Here is a 19,034-nt window from a genome sequence, read left to right on the forward strand (position 1 = left end):
GCCGCCGGGGTCAGCGGCCGGCGGTGAGCGTGCGCACCGCGACGTCGAGGTGGCTCTCCAGCTCCTCGCGGTCCGCGCCGACGGCGACGACGAACCCGTGCCGGTCCCGGGACCTGAGCACCTCCGGGGGCAGCTGCCCCGCCGGGACGCTGACCACGACCTCGGTGACGCCGGGCAGCGAGCCGACCAGCTCGGTGCTGATGTCCTGGACCGGGGTCGTCCGGCCGAAGGTGACGTAGCGGATCCCGGCGACCCGGTCGCGGGTCGGGGCGTCGGCGACGGGCAGGCCCAGGGCGTCGGCCATGGCCTGCTCGAAGACGTCCTCGCCGAGCGCGAGGTCCAGCATGTCGCTGATCCGGTCGCCGCCGGGGCGCCCGTGCGACTCGATGAGGCGCGGACCGTCGGCCGTCAGCATGACCTCGGTGTGCGAGGGGCCCGTACGGTAGCCCGCCGCGTCCAGGGTCGCGGCGACCAGCGCCCCGATGGCGGCCTCGGCGCCCGGGTCGAGCCGGACGGGCAGGGTGTGCCCGGTCTCGACGAACCCGGGGGCGCCGGTGGTCATCTTCTCCGTGATGGCCAGCACCCGGTGGCCGGTGGAGGAACTCATCGCCTCCACGCTGTACTCGGTGCCGACCAGGAACTCCTCGACCACGTACGGGGTAAGGAAGTCCAGCTCGGCCACGTACCGTTCGGCCTCCTGCGGCCCGGCCAGGTAGCGCACTCCGGCGCTTCCGGTGCCGTCGACCGGCTTGACCACGCACGGGTAGCCGATCAGCTCGACGGCGGGCAGGATCTCCTCCTTCTCGGCGCAGGTCCGGTACGCGACCGGCTTCCCGGCCCGGTCGCCGACGGCGGCCCGCAGCTTCGCCTTGTCCTTGAACGCGACCAGCGAACCGGGCGGGTTGCCCGGCCAGCCCAGCCGCTCGTTGACCACCGCGGAGACCGCGCAGCCGAGCTCGCCGAAGCCGAAACAGCTGACCGGCGCGGCCAGTTCGAGCTTGCCGAGCTGCCCGATCAGGTCCTCGGGGTCGGAGATCCACTCGGACTCGATGGGGACGACGGGCAGGTCCGCGGGCAGCGGGGCCCCGGGGTCGGACACGATCACCAACGCCGCGCCGAGCCGCTGCGCCGCGGCGATGACGTGCTCGCGGGGGTTGAGGAGGACGACGGTCGGTCGGGTTTCAGGCATGGCGCGTACGCACTTTCGGTAGGAGGAGACAGATCGCCGCGGCGGCGAGCGAACACCCGACGAGCAGCACCCAGGCCCGGCTGCCGCCCCGCGAGGCCTGGAGCAGCTGGCCGCCCAGACTGGAGCCGAGCAGGCTGCCCAGGGCGCCGGCGGCGCTCATGGTGCCGAGCGCGAGCCCGGTGCGGCGCAGCGCGGTGGCGTTCACGGCCTGCTCGTCGAGGCTGGGGCCGATCAGCATCTCGGCCAGCGTCACCGGCAGGACGAACGCCAGCAGCGAGTACCACCCGGCGAGCGGGATGAGCACGGCGTAGGCGCAGGCGAACGCGAGGAAGCCGAGGGCCAGCAGGGTGCGCGCGGTGGCGCGGCGGAGGACGCGGCTCAGCAGCGTGTACTGGAACAGCACGACGAGCAGGCCGTTGGCGGTGAAGACCACCGAGATCGCGGCGGTGCTGCCGGTCAGCTCGTTGGCGGCGATCGGGAGCAGGACGTTGAGCTGGCTGTAGATGGCCCAGTACGCGACGCCCAGCGCGGCCAGCGGCGCCCAGTGGCGCAACAGGGTCCGGCGCGTGACGTCCCCGGGCCCGCCGCCGGCGGCGTCCGGCGCGGCGTCCGGCGCGGTGCCCGGGCCGGTGGGCTTCGCCGCCGTACGCCCCGGGACCGCGGCCGCCGTCCGCCCGGACACCAGGCCGATGCCGAGGACGAGGTGCGAGAGCACGCACGCCGCCAGGATGTAGCGGAACCCGAGCGGGTACACCAGCGCCCCCAGCGCGGGCCCGACCACGACGCCGATGTTCACGAAGGTGGAGCGCAGCGCGAGCATCGTGCGCGGGTCGGAGCCCTCCTGCGACACCAGCAGGGTCTTGGTCGACAGGCCCAGCATCGAGCCGCCGACGCCGACCGCCACGATCCCGGCCACGAGCGGGGCCGGCCGGCCGGCCCCGCCGAGCCCGAGCAGTACGTAGCCCGCGATCCGCAGCAGGAACCCGGCCGCCATCACCCGGCGGGGGCCCAGCCGGTCCACCAGCAGCCCGCTCAGCAGCGAGAACGCCTGGCTGGAGAAGGCCAGCAGGCCCACCAGGAACCCGGTCCGGCCCGCCGGTATGCCCTGCGCCGTCAGCTCGATGGCCAGCAGCGGCAGGAACATGAAGGTGGTCAGGCCGGTCAGGAGCACGGCCACGAGGAGGAGGCGCGCGGTCGGCGACGCCCCGCGCCACCCGTTCACGGCGCGGGAATCCGGCCGGGCTCGGCGGCGTCGTCCCCGGGGACCTCGACGAGGTTGCCGAGGATCCAGGCCTCGGCCTCTAGCAGCCGGCTCTCCACCTCGGCGGTGCTCGCCCCGCGCACCAGGGCGAAGCACAGGTGGGAGGTGCTGTTCTGCGGCACCGCGCCCAGCGCGAGCTGCTCGTTGACCTGGTACTGGTCGACCCACTCGAACGGCAGCGACCGCGGCGCACGCACCGGGCGGCCCTGCGGGACGACGGCGATCGAGCCGCGCACCTCGGCCGGCACGGCCGTCGGCGCGGGCTCCACGGGCAGGCCGCACGACAGCCGCAGCCAGGTGGCGTGCAGGTCCAGGCCGTACGTCAGCCGGGTCAGGGCGGGGATCCGGGAGCCGCCGACGCGCGAGGCGATCTCGCACAGCAGGAACTCGTCGTCGCGGGTGCGGAACACCTCCAGGTGGTACGCGCCGACCTCCGGGGTGTCGAACGCGTCGAGGACGCGGTCGAGGAACTCCTCCAGCCGCCGGGCCAGCTTGTCGCGCGGGTCCAGCTGCAACGAGCCGTTGTTCTGGCCCGAGATGACGCCGAGACAGTCGCGCAGGTACCGCGAGGAGGCCACGAACCGGTAGCCGGGGGCCAGGATCGCGTCGACGTGGTAGATCTCGCCGTCGATGAACTCCTCGGCCATCAGGTCCTCGCGCCAGTGGCGGCGGCTGAAGGCGATCAGCTCGTCCTCGTCGCGCAGCACGGTGATGTCGCGGGAGCCGCCCTGGCCCACCGGCTTGACGACGACGGGGTAGCCGTTCGCCCCGATGAAGTCCGTCAGGTCGACGATCGTCCGCAGCCGGGCGTAGCGCGGCGTCCCGACCGTACCGCTCGCGGTGTCCTTCATGACGACCTTGTCGCGGAAGGAGGTGGCGCTGGCCGAGGACTGGCCGGGGACGCCGAGGTCCTCGCGGATGCGCGCGACCCGCTCCAGGTCGTACTCGTTGTCGGTGATGACGTACGCGAACGGCTCGGCCTCGGCCAGCTGCCGGATCCGCAGCTCGGCGTACGGGACGAACTCGCAGTCCACCACGTGTTCGTAGGAGGCGAGTCCCTCGTGCCGGGCCAGGGGGTTGTGGCTGAACACGTGGACGCCGTCGGCCAGCTCGTGCAGCATGGCCGCGTAATCGTGCTGGGCGCCGTAATTGATGATGGCGACATTGGTCATGGGTGTGGCCCTTTGTCGTGTGCGGGGAGAAGAAAGAGAAAGAACCGCTCAGCCCTGGAGGGAAAGCACCGGCAGATCGTCCTGCACGCTGAAATGTCTTCGGCCCCAATTCATCGTGCACCAGGGTCCGGTCATCTGGTCGAGTCCGGTGATGACCACCGGGCGGTAATCGGGGTCCTCGGCCACCGGCCCGTCGGGCGGGAAGACCTGCTGGACGTAGCGGTGTCCCGGATCGGCGGCCATGAACACGACGGGACCGGCGTCGGGGCGCGCCCGGCGGATGTACCGGGCGGCCTGCCAGCCGGCGCCGGCCGACAGTCCGGCGAAGACGCCGGTGCTGGAGAGCAGGTGGCGGCAGCCCGCCGCCGACACGTCGAAGTCCAGCCAGTGGACGTCGTCGTAGGCGCTGTAGTCGATGTTGTCGAAGCGGATCCCGCTGCCGATCCCGGCGATGATGAACCCGTCGAGGGGGAAGCCCTCCGCGCCGAAGGAGCGGCTGCCGAACGGCTGGATGCCGGCGACCCGCACGTTCGGGCACCCGGCCCGCAGGTAGCGGCTCATCGCACTGGTCGACGAGCCGGTGCCGACCCCGCCGACCAGCGTCATCTCGGCCGAACCCAGCTCCTTGAGCAGCATGTTCGCGACGTGCTCGTAGCCGACGTAGTGCACGTCGTCGTGGTACTGCCGCATCCAGTACGCGTCCGGGTTGCGCCGCAGGTAGTCGTGGACGAGCCGGACGCGGACCTCCTGGTCGTGCTGGAGGCTGCCCGTCCCGCCCGCGACCTGGTCGTACGTGGCGCCGAGGTACTTGAGCTGGGTCCTGATCGAGTCGTCGACCGCCACCGAGGCGAAGACATGGCATTTCAGCCCCAGTTCGCGGCAGACCAGGGCGAGCGCGTGCCCGTAGATGCCGCTGGAGCTGTCCACGAGGGTCTGGCCCGGGCGGATCACCCCGCGGGCCAGCAGGTCCTTGACCGCCGAGTAGACCGACGTCACCTTCATGACCTCGAACCGCAGGACGTAGATTCCGTCGCCCAGGTCTATCAGATCCGGTTTCGACATCTTCTCGGCGAATGACGAGTACATAGCGCCCCTTTCTCGTGTGGTTCACGGGCGTCGACCGGATGGAATCTAGGTCAGGCCGATACCGAACCGTTCCCGGTCGGTTCCCGGGCCGTTCGGGAAGAATCCGGGAAGGCCGGATGCGTAAATCGACGGGCGGTCGTCGGTGCTGCCGTCCGTGCCGTCCGTGCCGTTTTCGCCGGAATCCCTAAGGACCTCGCCTTGTCTCAGCCCGTCGTTCTCCCCGCGGACCCGCGGCCGCCCCGGACGCCCCGGACGCCCGCCGCCCCCGACACCGAACGCGCCGGCGCATGACCGGCCGCAAGGACGTCGCCGGGGCCCACCGGATCGTGGTGAAGATCGGCTCGTCCTCCCTCACCTCGGAGTCCGGCCGGCTCGACCCGCACCGGCTCGACGCCCTCGTCGAGGTCCTCGCCGCACTGTGCGCGCGGGGCAAGAACGTCGTGCTCGTCTCCTCGGGCGCCGTCGCCGCGGGGCTCGCCCCGCTGGGCCTGGCGGCCCGGCCCACCGAACTGTCCGGCCAGCAGGCTGCCGCCAGCGTCGGCCAGGGGCTGCTCATGGCCCGCTACGGCGCCCAGTTCGGCCGGTACGGCATCCAGGTCGGCCAAGTCCTGCTCACCGCCGACGACATCACCCGCCGCGACCACTACCACAACGCCCGGCGCACCCTGAAGAAGCTCATGCAGATGGGGATCGTGCCCGTCGTGAACGAGAACGACGTCGTCGCCACCCACGAGGTCCGCTTCGGGGACAACGACCGCCTCGCCGCGCTGGTCGCCGAACTGATCGGCGCCGACCTGCTCGTCCTGCTCTCCGACGTGGAGGCGCTCTACGACGGCGACCCGCTCGCCGCCGGGAGCAGCCCCGTCGCCGAGGTCCGCGGCCCCGCCGACCTCGCGGGCATCCGTACGTCCGCCCCCGGCCGCTCGGGCGTCGGCACCGGCGGCATGGCCGCCAAGGTCCAGGCGGCGACGACCGCCGCGGGCGCCGGGGTCCCCGTCGTGCTGGCCGCCGCGTGGAACGCGCGGGAGGCCCTGGCGGGCGGACGGACCGGTACGTACTTCCACGCCGCCCGCCAGCGCCCCGCGGAGCAGCTGTTCTGGCTGGCCCACGCCACCGCCCCGCGCGGCCGGATCACCATCGACGCCGGGACGGTCCAGGACGTACGGGAACACCGCCGGCCCGTCCTGTGCGGCGGGGTCACCGCCGTCGAGGGGCAGTTCGCGGTGGGCGACCCGGTGGACCTCGTGGACGGCTCCGGCGGTGCGGTCGCGCGCGGTCTGGCCCGGCAGGCGGCCGGCGACCTGATCCGGCTGCTCGCCGGAGTGCCGGTGACGGACGGACCCGGGGCCTCGGCGTACTTCGAGGTCGTCGGCGCGGACGACGTGGCGCTGTTCGCGCCCCACGACCAGGTGGGGACGGGGCCGGCATGACCGGCGATCCGACGGTGAGAGAGAAGGAGCAGCACATGACGTGCGATGTCGCCGTGCTCGGCACGGGCAAGATGGGCGAGGCCCTCCTCGGCGGTCTGCTGCGGTCCGGCTGGCCCGCGTCCGGACTGCGGGCGACCAGCCGCCGCAAGGAGCACGCGGCCGCGCTGGAGGCCCGCCACGGAGTCCCCGTGGTGGACAACCAGGAAGCCGCCTCCTGGGCCGACGTCCTCGTCCTCGCGGTGAAGCCGCAGGACACGGGCGCGCTGCTGGCGGAGATAGCCCCGGCGCTCACCCCCGCCACGCTGCTGGTCAGCGTGGCGGCCGGGCTCACCACCGGCTTCTTCGAGGAGCGGCTCCCGGCCGGCACCCCGGTGGTCCGGGCCATGCCCAACACCGCGGTCCTGGTCGACGAGGGCATGACCGTCCTCTCCGGCGGCGCCCACGCCTCGCCGTACCACGTGGACCGGGCCGGCGCGATCTTCCGCAGCGTCGGCCACACCCTGGTGGTGCCGGAGTCCCAGCAGGACGCGGCGACCGCCCTGTCGGGCTCGGGACCGGCGTACTTCTACTTCCTCGTCGAGGCGATGACCGACGCGGGCGTGCTGCTCGGACTGCCCCGGGACCAGGCCCACGAGCTCGTCGTGCGCAGCGCCGTCGGCGGCGCGGTGATGCTCCGCGACACCGCGGAGCACCCGGTCCGCCTCCGCGAGGCCGTCACCTCGCCGGCCGGTACGACGGTCAGCGCGATGCGGGAGCTGGAGCGGCACGGCGTGCGCGCCGCGCTGATGGCGGCCATCGAGGCCGCCCGCGACCGCAGCCGGGAACTGAGCGCCTCCTCCGGCTAGGGCCCGATCCGAAGGACAGGCCCCAGCCCGGGCGCCGCCGCGGCCGCCGGTATTGGTTCGGGAACGGTTCGGGAACGCGTCCGGCCAGAGTTTCCCGTGTCGGGGCGGCACACCGCCCCGGCGCACTCCACACCACACCGCACAGAGGGAGTCATCATGCGCAGCAAGTTCGTCGCTTGCGTAGGGGTCCTCACCGCCGCCCTGGTCCTCGGGACCGCTGCCGTGCCGCGGCCGTCCGGCGCCGAGGTCCGGGCGATCGAGGTCGGCCCCGCCGTCAGCCCCCGCTGACGCCCGGTCCCCGACCCCACCCCTACGCCGAAGCCGGCGCGGGGTCCGCGGCGGGGCCCGGCGCGGCGGGCGGCCGAGCGGGCAGTGCGGCGGGCCGTGCCGCCCCAGGGGCCGGAGGCCGCCGGTCCACCGGTACGCGCATGCTCTCCATGACGTCGTCCGCGCACCGGCGCAGGATCTCCGCCCGCCCCGTCCGTCCCGTCGCCGCCAGGGCCGCCGACATCCCCCGCAGCGCGCGGGCCGCCTCGATGCGGTACTCGATGGCCGCCGCGAGCTCATAGGCGCTCTCGTGGAGGGCGAGCGCCCGGTCGAACTCCCCGCGCCGGCAGTGGACGTCGCCGAGGATGTTCTCCACCACGGCCTGCCGCAGCGCCGTCCCCTTGGCCCGGATCAGCCCGTACGCCCGGTCGGCGTGGGCCACGGCCTGCCGGGTCCGGCCCAGGTGCAGGGAGGCGTCCGCCGCCAGCGCGAGCGTCAGCGCCAGGTTCTCCGGCATCCGGGACTCGTCGCTCAGCTCCAGCGCCTGCTCGGCGGCGGACCGGGCCGCGGAGTGGTCCCGCGTCGCCAGCCGGGCGATCGCCAGGTCGTTCAGCGCGGATATCTCCTCGTTGCGGGCGCCGAGGCGGCGGCTGATGGCCACCGCGCGCTCGGCGGCCGAGGCAGCCTCCCGGTGGCGCCCGAGCCAGGTGTACACCGAGCTGAGGTTGCACAGGGCGTACGTCTCCTGCCGGTTGCTCCCGGCCTCCCGGTACAGCTCGACCGCCCGCTCCAGGTGGCTCCGCCCGGCCGAGAGGTGGCCGAGGCAACTGTGCAGCATGCCGAGCAGGTCGCGGCAGTACGCCTCGCCGTGCCGGTCGCCGAGGGACACCGCGAGGTCCAGGGCCTCCGACGCGGCGGCGATCCCCTCGCGGAACCGGCCGAGTTTGGCGCGGGAGACGGCCTGGTTCGACAGGCTCAGCCGCAGCTGCGCCGGGTCGCCGATCCGGCGGGCCGCCGCCACCGCCAGGTCCGCGGCCTGCGCGTACTCCGACAGGTAGCTGCGGGCATTCAGATGGAACACCAGGTTCCGGGCCAGGTGGACGGCGTGCGCGGAGAACCCCCGCTCCTGGGCGCGTGCCACGGCCGCCAGCAGCGTCACGTACTCCCGGTCGAAGTACGCCTCCGCCTCGCCCGCGCTCCCGATCGGCGGGAGGCCGCCGGCCGGCCGGGCGAACGGGACGTCGACGGCGTCGCGCCCCGGGTACAGGAACCGGCAGGCCTCCTCGGTCACCGCGAAGAAGTGGTCCAGCAGCCGCCCGGTGGCCGCCGTCTCCACCGCCTCGTCTCCAGCGTTCCCGGCGTTCCCGGCGTTCCCGGCGTCTCCGGCGTCTCCGGCGTCTCCGGCGTCTCCGGCGTCTCCGGCGTCTCCGGCGTCTCCGGCGTCTCCGGCGTCTCCGGCGTCGCGCGGGCTCTGGGCGAAGCTCCGCACCAGGTCGTGGAAGGCGTACCGGCCGATCTCGTGCTGCCCGACCAGGTGGACGTCCAGCAGGTGCTCCAGGACGTCCTCGGCCTCCCGCACCCCGCACCCCAGCAGCGCCGCCGCCGAATGCACGTCGATCTCCGCGCCGGGGTGCAGCCCCAACAGCCGGAACGCGTCCCGGTGTTCCTTCCGCATCGCCCGGTAGGACAGCCGGAGCGTCGCCTCGACGCTGCGCTCGCCCGACCTCAGCTCGTCCAGCCTGCGGGTCCCGTCCGCGAGCCGGTCCACCAGGTGGCGCACCGTCCAGCGCGGCCGGTTGCGCAGCCGGGCGGTCGCGATCCGCAGCGCCAGCGGCAGGTGCCCGCACAGCTCCGCCAGCGCCTCGACGGCCTCCGGCTCCCGCTCCGTCCGGGACCGGCCGAGCGCCTCCCTGACCAGCGCCCGGCTGTCCGGCGGGGACATCACCCCGACCGACATCCAGTCGCAGCCGTCGAGTTCGACCATGCGGGTCCGGCTGGTGATCAGGACGAGGGAGTTCGACGACGCCGGGAGCAGCGGCCGCACCTGCGCGACATCGGCGGCGTTGTCCAGGACGATCAGCATCCGGCGCTCGGCCAGCATGCCCCGCCACATGCAGCTGCGGCTGTCGGCCTCCTCGGGCAGCCGCTCGCCCGGCACGCCGAGGCTGCGCAGCAGTGCGCCGAGGACGCTCAGCGGCAGCCGGGGCTGCTCGCCGGGGGTGAACCCGCGCAGGTCGATGTAGAGCTGCCCGTCCGGATAGGCGTCGGCCAGCCGGTGCGCGGCCCGGATCGCGAGGGCGGTCTTGCCGCTGCCGCCCATGCCGTCGACGGCGACGATCCGGGTGGCCCCGTCGGCCGGAGCGGCGGCCCGCTCCAGCAGGCGGCCCAGCTCCCGCTCCCGCCCGGTGAACCCGGTCAGGTCGTTGGGCAGCGTCCGCGGCACCTCGGTCACCGGCGGCGCCACCCGCTCGCCCCCGGCCGAGGGTCCCGCCGCCGCTCCGGCCGCCGCTCCGTTCCAGGCCCCGCCCCCGGCTGTGTTCCCGGCCCCGCCCCCGGGTCCGGCCCACGCCCCGCCGCCGGGCCCGGCCGCGTTCGCGGCTCCGGCCCCGGCCCCGGGTCCGTCCGGCGCCCCGGGGCCGGGACCGGTACCGCCGCCCGTCCAGCCGGAGGCGACGGCGCCCCCCGGGCGGGTTCCGGCCATGGCCCCGGTACCGTCCGGCTCGGCCCAGGCCGTGGCGGGGCGCCGGGGCGCGGGGGGTTCCGGGGGCGCCAGTTCGGGGCTGTCGCGGAGGATCGCCTCGTACAGGCGGGTGAGCCGGGGGCCCGGGTCGATGCCGAGTTCCTCGACCAGCAGCTCCCGGACCCGGCCGAACTCCGCCAGGGCCTCCGCCTGGCGGCCCGACCGGTACAGCGCGAGCATCAACTGGCCGCGCGGCGCCTCCCGCAGCGGGTGGGCGGCTATCAGTTCCCGCAGGTCTCCGACGAGTTCCCCGGACTCGCCGAGCGCGAGCCTGATCTCGATGAGCTGTTCGACGGCGGTCAGCCGGCGTTCCTCCAGCACCGCCGAGGCCGAGGCGATCGCCGTGCCGCCGCTCCCCGACAGCACCGGGCCGCGCCACAGGTCGAGGGCGGCCCGCAGTTCCCGCGCCACGTCCAGCGGCCGCCCGGCGTCCAGCGCCGCCCGGGCCTGCCGCAGCCGCAGCGCGAACAGGCTGAGGTCGAGCCGCTCCGGGGCGACGGCCACCCGGTAACCGGCCCCCTCGGTGACGATCAGCCGGCCGCCGTCCGGAATGCGCTGGCGCAGATCGGCGACGGCCTTGCGGACCTGGTGCGCGGCGGTGGCGGGCGGCTCGTCGTCCCAGGCGGCCTCGACGAGGCGGCCGATGGGCATCACCCGGCCGGGGTCGAGGAGCAGCGTCGCGAGCACCCGCTCCGAGATCGGTCCGCCGAGCCGGATCCGGGTGCCTCCCGCGCGGACTTCGAGCGAGCCGAGGACGGCGAAGTGCACGTCTGCGGGGCGATGATCGCTCATGGTTGCCTCACCGGGTTCGCGCCGGCCCTCGACGGGGGGCCTTGACGAAGCGTGATCGTATACCAGCTCCCCGTGGCCGCGGCAGGCCCCGAAAACGAGGCGGCGGCGGCCCAACTGCCCAGGCAAACATGGAGTGATGCGTTCCTGGAGCCCCGGCCGCGCCGCCGGTCGCCGACCGGCGGATTCAGGCCGGCGGCCCGCCCTGGAGGCCGTGCATCAGGAGCGCCGTGAAGGTGGCCACCCACAGCCCGTCCACCGGCTCGGAGCTCACCAGCGCCCGGTGCACCACCGTGCCCGCGATCACGTCGAAGATCAGGTCGGTGGTGTCGCCGGTGAGGGACTCGTCCTCCTCGTAGGGGAGTTCGCCGCGGGCCTGCGCCCGTTCGCGCCCCAGTACGACGAGACGTTTCTGCCGGTCCACGATCGCCGACCGGATCCGGTCGCGCAGCGCCTCGTCCCGGGTGGACTCCGCGACCACCGCCATCAGGGCCGTACGGGCCTCCGGGCGCCGCAGCAGTTCCGCGAACTGGAGGACCACGTACTCGATGTCCGCTTCGAGGGAGCCCCGGTCGGGCAGTTCGAGGGCGTCGAAGAGCTCCGCGACCGCGTCCACGACGAGCTCGTTCTTGCCCGCCCAGCGCCGGTACAGGGTGGTCTTCGCGACCCCCGCCCGCGCCGACACGTCGCCCATCGTCAGCTTCGACCAGCCCAGCTCGACCAGCGCGTCCCGGGTGGCGGCCAGGATCGCCGCGTCCGCAGCGGCGCTGCGGGGGCGGCCGGTGCGGCCGGGCGGGGGGCTGATGCCGGGGCTGGGGTTGCGCATGGCGGTGACCATACCCGCCGGTAGGGAACCGCCCCGGGCCCTGACGCTGTGGTTCAGATCACGGGGCGCCGGAGCCTGAGGGGAGTTACGCTACGGCTCGTAGCGAAAGAGCGACAACCACGCGAAGGCTACTGGTGCCAGGTGGGGACCCGGCGCCGCAGACATCAGGGCAAGAACAGTAGGACCAGCAGGACGGCCGAGCCGGTGGGACCGGCATGGCCGGCACGACAGGGGTGGGGCCGGATCGCGCGTATTTCGCGCGATCCTTTTCGTCGGCGCGCGCACACGGGGGAGGATGTACGCATGCAGCCCAGAAACATGTCCATGAGCGGCGTCGTCGACCTCGCCGCTGTGAAGGCGGCCGGCGAGGCCAAGGCGAAGGCCGAGCAGGCGCGGGCCGAATCGGCCCGGCAGGGCGGGAGCGGCGCCGACGCCGCGGCCGCCGGCGCCGTGCCGCCCTCCGCGCTCGTCATCGACGTCGACGAGGCCGGCTTCGAACGCGACGTACTCCAGCTCTCCAACGAGGTCCCGGTCGTCCTCGACTTCTGGGCCGAGTGGTGCGAGCCGTGCAAGCAGCTCAGCCCGCTGCTGGAGCGGCTGACCGTCGAGGCCGCCGGCCGCGTCGTCCTCGCGAAGATCGACGTCGACGCCAACCAGATGCTGATGCAGCAGTTCGGCATCCAGGGCATCCCGGCGGTCTTCGCCGTGGTCGCCGGCCAGGTGCTGCCGCTGTTCCAGGGCGTGGTGCCCGAGCAGCAGATCCGCGAGACCCTCGCCCAGCTGGTCCAGGTCGCCGAGGAGCGCTTCGGCCTCATCGGCCTCCAGGTCGACCCCGGTGCCGAAGGCGCCCCCGCCGCCGCGGGCGCGGCCGCGCCCCCGGCCGGTCCGTACGACGCGCTGCTGGAGGCGGCCGTCGTCGCGCTGGACGCCGGTGACCTCGGCGGCGCGGTGCAGGCGTACAAGAACGTACTCGCCGATGACCCGGCGAACATGGAGGCGAAGCTGGGCCTGGCCCAGGCCGAGTTGCTCTCCCGGGTGCAGCACGTGAACCCGCAGGCGGTGCGCGAGGCGGCCGCCGCCAACCCGCGCGATCCGCAGGCGCAGATCGCCGCGGCCGACCTGGACCTGGTCGGCGGGCACGTGGAGGACGCCTTCGGCCGCCTCGTCGACACCGTCAGGGTGACGGCGGGCGACGAGCGGGACGCCGTACGGGTGCGCCTGCTGGAGCTGTTCGAAGTCATCGGGGCGGACGACCCCCGGGTGTCGGCGGCGCGCACCGCGCTCGCCCGCGTCCTGTTCTAGCTCCCGGCCCGGCCCGGATCCGGAAGGGTCCGGGTGGCCGGTGGAGCACCGGCGATTTATTGACACGCTGGTAAACAGCGGCCGCGTTTTGCCAAAACTTGGCAATCGCGGCCGCTGTTACTGCGAGTAAGCCCAACCAAGTGAACTGTCCGGTTGGTTCACTCTTCCCCCGTTCTGTCGTGGCCCTGGGTGACACCCTGTGTCGCCGCCCGGCGGCAGTGGGTCGTACTCCGGTTATCCACCCGTTACCCGCCAGTAACGAACCCCCTTGTGCCCCGGCCTGGAATGGACCACGATCGGCGACGCTCGGTCCTTCCCGCGGAGCCGCTCATCCGGAGCCGCGGTGGAGGGTCCCCACCGAGCCGGCGGGTGGCAGTTTCTGGCACCGGCCGTGGGACAGGGGGGTCTCTGCCGCACCGGCAGGGCCTGTCCCTCCAGGTTGCGCGAACGCGTGGCCCAGTGGTTGTCGCTCGGGGGTGATCGCCGGTGTACCGGACGCGGCTGTGCGCCGCGGCTCGGCCGCCTGCGCTCCTTCCCGAGGACGTAGCACTTCTCCCATCCCAGGACGGGTACGGCCCGGACCGGAGATGTACGTCCGAGAAGGAGGAACGAAAATGAGTTCTCAGGTTCGTGGCGGGACCAGATGGAAGCGCTTCGCGCTCGTCATGGTGCCGAGCATCGCGGCCACCGCCGCGGTCGGTGTGGGTCTGGCGCAGGGTGCCCTCGCGGCGTCCTTCAGCGTCTCCGGCCAGGACTTCAAGGTCTCGGCCGACAAGCTCGACGGTGACAACCTCATCCAGTACGGCGGCATTGCCGAGGGTCACGACCTCAAGGGCAACGCGGCGCACCACCCGGTCACCATCTCCGGGTTCAGCCACGCCGAGATCACCAACATGTGCCAGTCGCTGGTGACCCCGACTCCGCTGGGCAACATCACGCTGCAGCTGCGGACGGGCCACAAGGGCAAGCCGGCCGTCGCCGACAACATCTACCTGGATGTTGCCGAGCTCGACACCGACGCCGAGTTCAAGAACCTCGACATCGGTGTCGCCGTGGGCGACGCGAGCCACAAGACCAAGCCGCAGGCCGGTACGGTCGCGAGCCCGTACGCGTTCTCCCAGCGCGCCGACAAGGCGATTCTGTCGAACGTGCGCCAGAAGGCGTGGGCGACGACGGCGGGTACGTTCAAGCTGCCCGACCTCAAGCTGCGCCTGCTCGGCGGCGACCAGCCGTGCTACCAGGACGAGAAGTAATCCGTCCCGAGGTGTGACCGGAAGGGCGGGACGGGGGCGGCAGCGGCCGTCTCCGCCCGCCCGTCCGGGCTCCACCCGAGTTTTCCGTACCACCGTTTCCAGGGAGCTGTAGTCCATGAACCACCAGGCCCCGGTCTACGTTCGCCGCTCCGATGACGCCCTGCTCACCGTGGCGTATTACCACTTCTACGCCTGGCGCGGCCGCCGCCCCTTCTGGGCAGGCCTGTTCATGATCTGCGGTGGTTTCCCGATCGCGTACTACCCGTACGCGGACCTCCGGCTGGGCAACGTCACCCTCGCCATGGCCACGACGGCCGGCTCCGGTTCGCTGATCATCGGCGTGCTGCTGGCCGTACTGGGTGTGGCGCTCTGGTTCCAGCAGGCCATCCGCGTCTTCGCGGGAGTCGCCTCGATCCTGCTCGCGCTGGTGTCGCTGCCGGTGTCGAACCTGGGCGGATTCTTCGTCGGGTTCGCGTTCGCCATGGTCGGCGGCGCCCTGGCCCTGTCGTGGGTCCCCGGCAAGCCCGCCGACCCGGCGGAGGCGACGGCGATGGCGCCGACGGCGACGGAACCCGTGGTCGGCATGGGCAAGGCCGATGCGATGGCGGGCGGCCTCCACGGCGTCCCGGCCCCCCGTGACTCGGAGACGGCACACGCGAGCGAGACGACTGCCCACGCCGATGGCGGGAGGAACAGTGCGGGGTGACGAGACGCAGCGGGGTGTGGCCCCAGGCGCAGAGTCCCGCGACAGAAAGGGCCCGCGGCACGCGGCGCCCAGGAAATCGCTGCTGAACAAGATCCAGATACCCGTCGGCAAGACGATGGCGCTGGCCGCCATGCCGACCGCGGTCTTCGTCGGGATGGGCATGGCCCCGAAGCTGGCCGTGGCCGACGACAAGGAGATCCCCTTCGCGCCCGGCCCGTGCGTGACGCGGTCGGACGAGCCCGCGGAGTCCGCGTCCCCGTCGCCCTCCACGTCGCCTTCGCCGAGTGCGAGTGCGAGCGCGTCGCCCGGCGCGACCCCCTCGCCGAGCGCGTCCGCCTCGAAGCCGAAGCCGGGCGTGAGCCCGTCGGCGCCGAAGCCGTCCGCGAGCGCCTCGGCGTCCAAGCCGGCCGCAAAGCCGGCCGACCCGCCGCCGGCCGCGAAGCAGACGTCACCGGCCCCGTCGGCCTCGACGTCGGCCGCCAAGCCGGCGAACCCGCTGGACCCGCTGGGGCTGGGCGACAAGGTCAAGGGCCTCGTCGACGAGCTCGGCAAGCCCCTCGGGGACGCGAAGGCACCGGCGACCCCGGCGCCCGCGCCGTCCACCACCGCCGCCAAGGACCCGGCGGCGGACGCGATCCGCGAAGCGGCGAAGAAGGCGGGCGTCCCGGTCTCGGAGCTGTCCAAGGAGGTCAAGGACACCGCCGCGACCCCGAAGGACGAGACGGGCAAGGGCGCCGACAAGGGCGCCGCGTCGAAGCCCAAGGACACCAAGGCGGACCAGGACAAGGCCGACAAGGCGGATAAGGCCGACAAGGCCAAGGACGCCAAGGACGCCAAGGACGCCAAGGACGCCAAGGACGCCAAGGACGAGGCCACGAAGGACGCGGACGGGAAGGAACCCTTCCCCTGTCCGACGTACGACGCCAAGGCACTCGCCGACGCCGAACTGGAGGCGGGGATCCCGCTCCTCCCGGACGAGCCGTGGTACCTCGACAGCTCGCTGCTGACCCTCTACGGCCTCGACTACGAGGGCATCGTCGAGGTGAAGACGGCGGGCGGCAAGGTCAAGAAGGTCCTCAAGTTCACCGCGGACTCGCTGGACATCAAGGACCTCTACCAGACGGTCGGCAAGAGCGGGAACGTCGCCCACCTGAAGTCCCGCCCTGGCTCCACGTCCAAGATCCGCGGCGGCACGGTGACGATGTACACCGAGAGCCTCAAGGGGAACCTCTTCGGTCTGATCCCGATCGAGTTCACCCCGAACAGCCCGCCGCCCCTGAACGTCCCGTTCGCGTTCTTCACGAACGTCAAGGTCGTCCAGGCCGGCCAGTTCGGCGGCACCCTCACGGTTCCGGGCCTCAAGAACTACATCGGCCCGCCGGAGTAACCCGCCGCGAGCACGACGCACCGAGGGCGGCAGGTGCCGGTCAGGCCTGGGGGGTGTCGCCGCCCAGGTGGTGGACGCGGACCATGTTGGTCGTGCCCGGGACGCCGGGGGGCGAGCCGGCGGTGATGACCATGGTGTCGCCCTGGTCGTAGCGGCCCAGCTTGAGCAGCTCGCCGTCCACCAGGTCGACCATCGCGTCCGTGGTGTCCACGTGCGGGACGACGTACGACTCGACGCCCCAGCTCAGCGTGAGCTGGTTGCGGGTGTTGACGTCCGTGGTGAAGGCCAGGATCTCCTGCGAGGCGCGGTAGCGCGACAGGCGGCGGGCCGTGTCCCCGGACTGGGTGAAGGCGATGAGCGCCTTGCCGTCGAGGAAGTCCGCGATCTCGCAGGCCGCGCGGGCGACGGAGCCGCCCTGGGTACGGGGCTTCTTGCCCGGGACCAGCGGCTGGAGGCCCTTGGCGAGCAGCTCCTCCTCGGCCGCCATGACGATCTTCGACATCGTCTTGACGGTCTCGATCGGGTAGGCGCCGACCGAGGACTCGGCCGACAGCATGACCGCGTCGGCCCCGTCCAGGATCGCGTTGGCGACGTCGGAGGCCTCCGCGCGCGTCGGGCGGGAGTTGGTGATCATCGACTCCATCATCTGGGTCGCGACGATCACCGGCTTGGCGTTGCGGCGGCACATCTCGATGAGCCGCTTCTGGACCATCGGGACCTTTTCGAGCGGATACTCGACGGCCAGGTCGCCGCGGGCCACCATGACCGCGTCGAACGCGGCGACGACGGCCGCCATGTTCTCGACGGCCTGCGGCTTCTCCACCTTGGCGATGACGGGGACCCGGCGGCCCTCCTCGTCCATGACCTTGTGGACGTCCTTGACGTCGTTGGCGTCGCGGACGAAGGACAGGGCGACCATGTCGCAGCCCATCCGCAGGGCGAAGCGGAGGTCGTCGACGTCCTTCTCCGACAGGGCGGGGACGTTCACGGCCGCGCCGGGCAGGTTGATGCCCTTGTGGTCCGAGATGACACCGCCCTCGATGACGATGGTCCGCACCCGCGGGCCCTCGACCCCGGTCACCCGCAGCTCGACGTTGCCGTCGTTGATCAGGATCTGGTCGCCCTTGGTGACGTCACCCGGCAGGCCCTTGTAGGTGGTGCCGCAGATGGACTTGTCGCCCGGGACGTCCTCGGTGGTGATGGTGAACTCGTCACCGCGCACCAGCTCGACGGGACCCTCGGCGAAGGTCTCCAGACGGATCTTCGGACCCTGGAGGTCGGCGAGGACGCCGACGGCGCGCCCGGTGTCCTCGGAGACCTTCCGGACGCGGTCGTACCGCTCCTGGTGTTCTGCCTGGGACCCGTGGCTGAAGTTGAATCGGGCCACGTTCATACCTGCCTCGATGAGCGCTTTCAGCTGCTCATACGAGTCGACGGCGGGGCCCAGCGTGCAGACGATTTTGGAACGGCGCATGGAGCGGATCCTATCGGTTTGTTTCGTAGCGGAATATTCCGTCTGGCGGAAAGTCCAAAGTGACTACCGGGTAACCAGCGCGTAGGCCTGCGTCGCGATCTCCAGTTCCTCGTCCGTGGGCACCACGGCCACCGCGACGCGGGCGTCCGGCGGCGAGATCAGCCGCGGCCGCGGCGAGCGCACCCCGTTCGCCTCCGCGTCCAGCTCCAGGCCCAGCCCGGCCAGCCCGGCCACGGCGGCGGCCCGTACCTGGTGGGCGTTCTCGCCGACCCCGGCCGTGAACACCACCGCGTCCACCCGGCCCAGGACCGCCGTGTAGGCGCCGATGTACTTCTTCAGGCGGTGGATGTACGCGTCGAAGGCGACCGTCGCCGCCTCGTCTCCCTCGCCCGCGCGCCGCAGTACCTCGCGCATGTCGTTGTCGCCGCACATGCCCAGCAGACCGCTCTTCTTGTTCAGGAGCGAATCGATCTCATCCACTGAGAGGCCCCCCACCCGCGCCAGGTGGAAGACGACCGCCGGATCCAGATCGCCCGACCGGGTGCCCATCACCAGCCCCTCCAGCGGGGTCAGCCCCATCGAGGTCTCCACGCACACCCCGCCCCGCACCGCCGACGCGGAGGCGCCGTTGCCCAGGTGCAGCACGATCACGTTCACCTCCGCCTCCGGCCGGCCCAGCAGCGCCGCCGTCGCGCGGGAGACGTACGCGTGGGAGGTGCCGTGGAAGCCGTACCGCCGGATGGCGTACTTCTGCGCCGTCGCGGCGTCGATCGCGTACCGCGCCACGTACTCCGGCATCGTCGAGTGGAACGCCGTGTCGAAGACCGCGACCTGCGGCAGGTCCGCGCGCAGCGTACGGGCCACCTCGATGCCGGTCACGTTCGCCGGGTTGTGCAGCGGGGCCAGCGGGATCAGGTTCCGGATCTCCGCGAGCACCTCGTCGGTGACGACCGTCGGCCGGGTGAACCGGGTCCCGCCGTGCACCACCCGGTGTCCCACCGCGGCCAGCTCGGGGGAGTCCAGGCCCAGCCCGTCGGCCGCCAGCTCCGCCGCGACCGCCTTGAGCGCGGCCTCGTGGTCGGCGATCGGGCCGAGCCGCTCGCGCCCGCCGCCCTCGCCCGGCGTCTCGTGCACCAGGCGGGAGGTCTCCTCCCCGATGCGCTCCACCAGGCCGACGGCCAGACGGGACGCGTCCGCCATGTCGAGCAGCTGGTACTTCACCGACGAGGAGCCGGAGTTGAGGACGAGTACGCGCGATGCGGTCACGATGGGTCTTTCCTTCTCGGGGGTGTGGCCGGGGGAGGGTC

Annotated in this window: 15 protein-coding genes; 7 read left to right on the forward strand and 8 right to left on the reverse strand. The window is 72.8% G+C overall.

Annotated features, from left to right (window positions below; genetic code table 11):
* Window positions 1-10 precede the first annotated feature (10 nt).
* The 4 genes from EES41_RS25110 to EES41_RS25125 are packed head-to-tail and all read right to left on the reverse strand — an operon-like array spanning window position 11 to window position 4,708.
* On the reverse strand, window positions 11-1,189 hold the full coding sequence (locus tag EES41_RS25110) for an ATP-grasp domain-containing protein (protein WP_123080412.1): 1,179 nt from the start codon (window positions 1,187-1,189) through the stop codon (window positions 11-13).
* On the reverse strand, window positions 1,182-2,411 hold the full coding sequence (locus tag EES41_RS25115) for an MFS transporter (protein ID WP_123080413.1): 1,230 nt from the start codon (window positions 2,409-2,411) through the stop codon (window positions 1,182-1,184). The genes EES41_RS25110 and EES41_RS25115 overlap by 8 nt, the downstream gene beginning before the upstream one ends.
* Entirely contained in the window at window positions 2,408-3,622 is a 1,215-nt protein-coding gene (locus EES41_RS25120; RefSeq protein ID WP_123080414.1) for an acetyl-CoA carboxylase biotin carboxylase subunit family protein, read from the reverse strand. Before EES41_RS25120 ends, EES41_RS25115 begins: the two co-directional genes overlap by 4 nt.
* 48 nt (window positions 3,623-3,670) lie before the next feature.
* Window positions 3,671-4,708 (reverse strand): pyridoxal-phosphate dependent enzyme, encoded by a 1,038-nt coding sequence (locus EES41_RS25125; RefSeq protein WP_123080415.1) that lies wholly within the window; start codon window positions 4,706-4,708, stop codon window positions 3,671-3,673.
* 287 nt (window positions 4,709-4,995) lie between these two features.
* On the opposite strand from EES41_RS25125, the gene proB reads away from it, so the two are divergent.
* The 3 genes from proB (at window position 4,996) to EES41_RS43870 (ending at window position 7,271) form a co-directional block, all read left to right on the forward strand.
* Entirely contained in the window at window positions 4,996-6,138 is a 1,143-nt protein-coding gene (gene proB / locus EES41_RS25130; RefSeq protein WP_123080416.1) for a glutamate 5-kinase, read from the forward strand.
* A gap of 35 nt (window positions 6,139-6,173) precedes the next feature.
* Complete coding sequence (gene proC, locus EES41_RS25135; protein WP_123080417.1) at window positions 6,174-6,983, forward strand: pyrroline-5-carboxylate reductase; 810 nt, start codon at window positions 6,174-6,176, stop codon at window positions 6,981-6,983.
* A gap of 156 nt (window positions 6,984-7,139) precedes the next feature.
* Window positions 7,140-7,271, forward strand: coding sequence for a hypothetical protein (locus tag EES41_RS43870; RefSeq protein ID WP_284681945.1), 132 nt, complete (start codon window positions 7,140-7,142; stop codon window positions 7,269-7,271).
* Window positions 7,272-7,293: 22 nt separating this feature from the next.
* Here EES41_RS43870 and EES41_RS43150 read toward each other — a convergent pair whose 3' ends face one another.
* Together EES41_RS43150 and EES41_RS25155 are read right to left on the reverse strand one after the other, a co-directional pair.
* Window positions 7,294-10,782, reverse strand: coding sequence for an AfsR/SARP family transcriptional regulator (locus EES41_RS43150; RefSeq protein ID WP_254211563.1), 3,489 nt, complete (start codon window positions 10,780-10,782; stop codon window positions 7,294-7,296).
* Between the two features lie 184 nt (window positions 10,783-10,966).
* Complete coding sequence (locus EES41_RS25155; RefSeq protein ID WP_086025369.1) at window positions 10,967-11,605, reverse strand: TetR/AcrR family transcriptional regulator; 639 nt, start codon at window positions 11,603-11,605, stop codon at window positions 10,967-10,969.
* Between the two features lie 303 nt (window positions 11,606-11,908).
* Here EES41_RS25155 and EES41_RS25160 point away from each other — a divergent pair, with 303 nt between their 5' ends.
* The 4 genes from EES41_RS25160 to EES41_RS25180 all read left to right on the forward strand — a co-directional run bounded on the left by EES41_RS25160 (window position 11,909) and on the right by EES41_RS25180 (window position 16,253).
* Window positions 11,909-12,907: a tetratricopeptide repeat protein gene (locus tag EES41_RS25160; RefSeq protein ID WP_123080418.1), complete on the forward strand. Its 999-nt coding sequence runs from the start codon at window positions 11,909-11,911 to the stop codon at window positions 12,905-12,907.
* Between the two features lie 614 nt (window positions 12,908-13,521).
* Entirely contained in the window at window positions 13,522-14,160 is a 639-nt protein-coding gene (locus EES41_RS25170; RefSeq protein ID WP_073798313.1) for a DUF6230 family protein, read from the forward strand.
* Window positions 14,161-14,275: 115 nt separating this feature from the next.
* Complete coding sequence (locus EES41_RS25175) at window positions 14,276-14,866, forward strand: DUF6114 domain-containing protein (RefSeq protein ID WP_174261733.1); 591 nt, start codon at window positions 14,276-14,278, stop codon at window positions 14,864-14,866.
* On the forward strand, window positions 14,856-16,253 hold the full coding sequence (locus tag EES41_RS25180; protein WP_123080420.1) for a hypothetical protein: 1,398 nt from the start codon (window positions 14,856-14,858) through the stop codon (window positions 16,251-16,253). Before EES41_RS25175 ends, EES41_RS25180 begins: the two co-directional genes overlap by 11 nt.
* Window positions 16,254-16,293: 40 nt before the next feature.
* Here EES41_RS25180 and pyk read toward each other — a convergent pair whose 3' ends face one another.
* Complete coding sequence (gene pyk / locus EES41_RS25185) at window positions 16,294-17,727, reverse strand: pyruvate kinase (RefSeq protein WP_123080421.1); 1,434 nt, start codon at window positions 17,725-17,727, stop codon at window positions 16,294-16,296.
* 63 nt (window positions 17,728-17,790) lie between these two features.
* Complete coding sequence (locus EES41_RS25190) at window positions 17,791-18,993, reverse strand: acetate kinase (protein WP_123080422.1); 1,203 nt, start codon at window positions 18,991-18,993, stop codon at window positions 17,791-17,793.
* Window positions 18,994-19,034 lie beyond the last annotated feature (41 nt).

The organism is Streptomyces sp. ADI95-16 (genome assembly GCF_003721495.1).
Classification (GTDB): Bacteria; Actinomycetota; Actinomycetes; order Streptomycetales; family Streptomycetaceae; genus Streptomyces; species Streptomyces goshikiensis.